A 4,055-nucleotide genomic window follows, 5' to 3' on the forward strand; every position below is an offset into this window, starting at 1 on the left:
GAACCCCTGTTACCACCGTGAAAGGGTGGTGTCTTAACCGCTTGACCAAGGAGCCATATATAATTCGTCACTTTAATTTTCTTGTGTTTTTGTAAACATCGCTTCCCGACCTCACAACCCGACATATACTATAATACATAATTTTTCACTAAGTGTCAAGATATTTTTCTGTTTTTTTGTTTTTTTTTTATTAAATGTACAAATATACTAAGTTTATTTATATAATAAATTTACTTTTTATTGCCCCTTAATATAAAAATCCATGTTCAATATACTCATTTTAGGGTAAAATTATAATGAAGATTTTTTTATTACAAATATATTTTTTTGAAGGGAGAGATTTTTTTGAAACATTCTCTTATAATAATTGGCGGAGGCGCTGCTGGTTTAACCTCTGCAATAATCGCAAAGGACCTTGGAATAGATGTTGCAGTAATTGAAGGTACCGACAGAATAGGTAAAAAAATATTAACTACAGGAAATGGCAGATGTAATATTAGTAATTCAAATATAGATATTAAAAGATACCATAGCGATAATCCCTGTTTCGCAGGGAACATACTAGATTCTTTTACCATAAAGGATACTATGAATTTTTTTTACTCTTTAGGGCTGCCTTTAGTCACAACAGATGGTGGTAAAATGTTTCCGATGTCTATGCAAGCTTCATCAGTAATTGATATTCTTCGTTTTACCCTAGAAGAAAAAAATATTCCGGTGTATACAAATACTAAAGTCAAAGAAATTTTTAAAAAGGGCAAGGGTTTTAAAATACATAGCTCAGATAACACCACATATGAGTGTACTAAGTTGATCATTTCAACCGGTGGTAAATCTGCACCTAAAACAGGTTCTGACGGCTCCGGATATACACTAGCTAAACAATTAGGTCATAGTATAATATCGCCAGTCCCTTCCCTTGTACAGCTTAAGTTAAACTATAATAGACTAAAGGCTTTATCTGGTGTAAAATTTGATGGTTATGCCAATATATTTATTAATGGAAAATGTATTCAGGAGGAATTTGGAGAGATACTTTTTACCGACTATGGCATTTCTGGCCCTCCAATACTTCAACTTAGCAGAACTGCAGCTTATGGATTATCTAAAAATAATAAAGTTTCTTTAAAAATTGACATGTTGCCAAATATTAGCCTTGAAAATCTACCAAAATTTCTAAAAAAACATTGGTCATTATTTGAAAGTCGCTCGATTTGCGATTCATTTATTGGCATAATTCACAAGAAACTTATTCCAATAATTTTAAAAGAGGCAAACATAGAAGATATGCATAAACCTTGCCGAGATTTATCCCTAATAGAAAAAGAAGCTATTTATGATTTGCTTAAACAATGGCAATTTGAAGTATCAGGTACTAATTCTTTTTCAAATGCTCAAGTTACTGCAGGAGGTATTAATACAAAAGAAATTAATCCTCAAACTCTAGAATCTAATATTATAAAAAACTTGTTTTTTGCAGGTGAAATACTTGATGTTGATGGAGATTGCGGTGGTTTTAACCTACAATGGGCATGGAGTTCTGGTGCTATTGCAGGGAGAAATGCTTCCAAATAAATTTTCTTATATATTACTAATGAAAAGGATAGATTGCTCAGATTTCTTTCACTTCACCATGTAATTCTAAAATTTATATTATTTACATCTGCTAAAAATCACAAACTCGCTTTCGCTCAAACATGTGATTTTCTTCACGCATCTGCAAATAAAATAAATTAAGAATTACTATGGTTTGTTCAATTGAATCCTACGCAATCTATCCTTTTGTTATCATAATATAAGAAAAACAATTTTAAGCATCTCAATACGTTATTTTTTATTTTCATGTTTGTTTACAGACTTATCAGAATAACGCCATATCATAAATATTAAAACTAGAACTAAACATAATACACCAACAATTATATTGAATGTTCCATAATGTATTAAGCTAAATACTATCATCATAATACCAATAATTGTTATAATCCACTTTACCTTAATAATTTTCATTTATTTTACCTTCTCAATCAATATATACCTTCGTTATATTATATTCTAAGAAAAAAGCAATTTTAGTTACTATACCCAGATACTTTCCAAAAGAGTTAGCTCAACCCCATCTTCATTTACTATTCTGTGTCTACATATCGTTTTATCAACTTCTTTTATAACCTGCGTGCTTACTTTTATTATTTCTCCATATTTTGTTTCCTTTGTGTAAGTTACCTTAATATTTCTAAGTTTTTTATTTAATATTATATCCTCTGGTATTGTTTCTATCGCCCAAGCTGCATATTTAACATTGTTTACATGCATATTTGTATCAATATCGCTATATCTTACTTGGAAACTTTTCTCACTGTCCACTTCATTTATTGATAATATATTCTCAATGTTTTTTAGTGTACTCGTACTATTCTCTATTCCATAAACTTCATACAAATCTTTTGTAACTCTTATTGGTCTTCTTGTCTCTGTATTTATTAAAATCCAAACTGAATCGGCATGACCAATTTTATTTCCTCTATAATCAAATATATCATATTTTCTGTCTGCATAAAACTTTTTAAATGAATGTGCATAGGTCTCAAGCCTTATAGTTTCGTTTAAAATAGGGTAAGACAACATTGTTATGTCCCATTTATATAAGACCCAAGCCATTTTGTTCTCTTTAAGGTAGTCTATTCCGACTCCTAAAGTTTCACTTTGGTACATTGCCATATCTCCTAAATAATTCATTATACTTGTAATTAGAACTCTTTTATGTATATCTACTTCATAATAATGAATGTTATATTCTCTGCCAGTAACTACTGGAATTTTACTCATCATATCACCCCTATTTTTTATTACTACTTTTATTATACTTAAATTATATCAAACTAAACTACTTAAATATTCAATAATAAATTAATATTAGTATAAACTTTGATAAATTTTTATTTATCTATGTAATTATTGCAAAATAAGTGATAAAATATTGTTGTCAGTATTCATTGTGAAACTGAACTATAAATAAGGATTATGAATAAATCGACTTATATCCTTATGGAATAAGAGCGGGGGGAACACATGATTAATAATAACTCTATTAAACTCAGAAAAATAAAAACAAGTGAACTTACAACCATTGGTATGCTATCAGCTGTTTGTGTAGTACTTGGTTTAACTGGATATGGTTTTATTCCACTTCCTGGTGCCAAAGCTACTATAATGCATATTCCTGTTATTATAGGTTCAATAATAGGTGGACCTATAGTTGGAATGACCATTGGTTTAATATTTGGCATTTTTAGTATTATACAAAACATAACTGCTCCAAATATACTATCTTTTGCTTTTATAAATCCTTTAGTATCAGTATTGCCAAGGGTTCTTATTGGTTTTACTTCGTACTATGTTTATAAACTAAGCATTGGTAAAAATGAAAACCTAAGAATTGGACTTGCGACCGTAATAGGGTCTTTAACTAACACATTTGGGGTTCTAACGATGGTATATGTTTTGTACGCAGCTAAATTTGCCGTTTCTAAGGGTATAGATCCTTCTATTGCTGCAAAAACTATTTATGGCATTGCTATAATAAACGGTGTTCCAGAAGCTATCATAGCCACTGTGATTACCATTCCGGTTATATTGGCCATAAAAAAAATAAGAAGAAGTTAAAAAAATAAGACACTTAGCATTTGCTAAGTGTCTTATTTTTTATGCGTTTATTGCAGTCATTAATTCTTCTAAATTAAGACCATGAACCATTGATGCTTCTTCTAATGTCTCAGCTTGTGCTGAAGGACATCCAACGCAACCCATTCCAAAGTTCATTAATACTTGAACTGATTCTGGTTTTTGTCTTACAACTTCGCCTATTGTCATATCCTTAGTTATTGTCATATTATATACCTCGCTTTATTTTAGTTTTAAATAATTATATCAGAATTTGATTAGCTAATAAATAAAAATATTTTCTAACTTTAATTCTCATTCTCATTGTATTCTATATACTTAAACTTTACTAGTACGCACTTTTTTAATCTTTAGTACCAATTTGTATACCT

The 4,055-nt window shown here is 29.7% G+C and carries 5 protein-coding genes; 2 read left to right on the plus strand and 3 right to left on the minus strand.

What is annotated here, in order from left to right; genetic code table 11:
- Positions 1–345: 345 nt before the first annotated feature.
- Positions 346–1,575 (plus strand): NAD(P)/FAD-dependent oxidoreductase, encoded by a 1,230-nt coding sequence (locus Q0649_RS20485; protein WP_298846239.1) that lies wholly within the window; start codon positions 346–348, stop codon positions 1,573–1,575.
- Positions 1,576–1,827: 252 nt separating this feature from the next.
- Here Q0649_RS20485 and Q0649_RS20490 read toward each other — a convergent pair whose 3' ends face one another.
- Entirely contained in the window at positions 1,828–2,010 is a 183-nt protein-coding gene (locus Q0649_RS20490) for a hypothetical protein (protein WP_298846242.1), read from the minus strand.
- Between the two features lie 69 nt (positions 2,011–2,079).
- On the minus strand, positions 2,080–2,829 hold the full coding sequence (locus Q0649_RS20495; RefSeq protein ID WP_298846245.1) for an acyl-[acyl-carrier-protein] thioesterase: 750 nt from the start codon (positions 2,827–2,829) through the stop codon (positions 2,080–2,082).
- 243 nt (positions 2,830–3,072) lie between these two features.
- On the opposite strand from Q0649_RS20495, the gene Q0649_RS20500 reads away from it, so the two are divergent.
- Positions 3,073–3,666 carry an ECF transporter S component gene (locus tag Q0649_RS20500; protein WP_298846247.1) on the plus strand — a complete coding sequence of 198 codons (594 nt, stop codon included), beginning with the start codon at positions 3,073–3,075 and terminating at the stop codon, positions 3,664–3,666.
- Between the two features lie 39 nt (positions 3,667–3,705).
- Here Q0649_RS20500 and Q0649_RS20505 read toward each other — a convergent pair whose 3' ends face one another.
- Complete coding sequence (locus Q0649_RS20505; protein ID WP_298846250.1) at positions 3,706–3,891, minus strand: DUF1858 domain-containing protein; 186 nt, start codon at positions 3,889–3,891, stop codon at positions 3,706–3,708.
- Between the last annotated feature and the right edge of the window lie 164 nt (positions 3,892–4,055).

This window comes from uncultured Clostridium sp. (assembly GCF_937920395.1).
GTDB lineage: Bacteria > Bacillota > Clostridia > Clostridiales > Clostridiaceae > Clostridium_AD.

Excerpts from the sequence above, each read along its gene's own strand:
- Q0649_RS20490 (WP_298846242.1), bottom strand. The coding sequence starts at position 2,010 with ATGAAAATTATTAAGGTAAAGTGGATTATAACAATTATTGGTATTATG.
- Q0649_RS20495 (WP_298846245.1), bottom strand. The coding sequence starts at position 2,829 with ATGAGTAAAATTCCAGTAGTTACTGGCAGAGAATATAACATTCATTAT.
- Q0649_RS20500 (WP_298846247.1), top strand. The coding sequence starts at position 3,073 with ATGATTAATAATAACTCTATTAAACTCAGAAAAATAAAAACAAGTGAA.
- Q0649_RS20505 (WP_298846250.1), bottom strand. The coding sequence starts at position 3,891 with ATGACAATAACTAAGGATATGACAATAGGCGAAGTTGTAAGACAAAAA.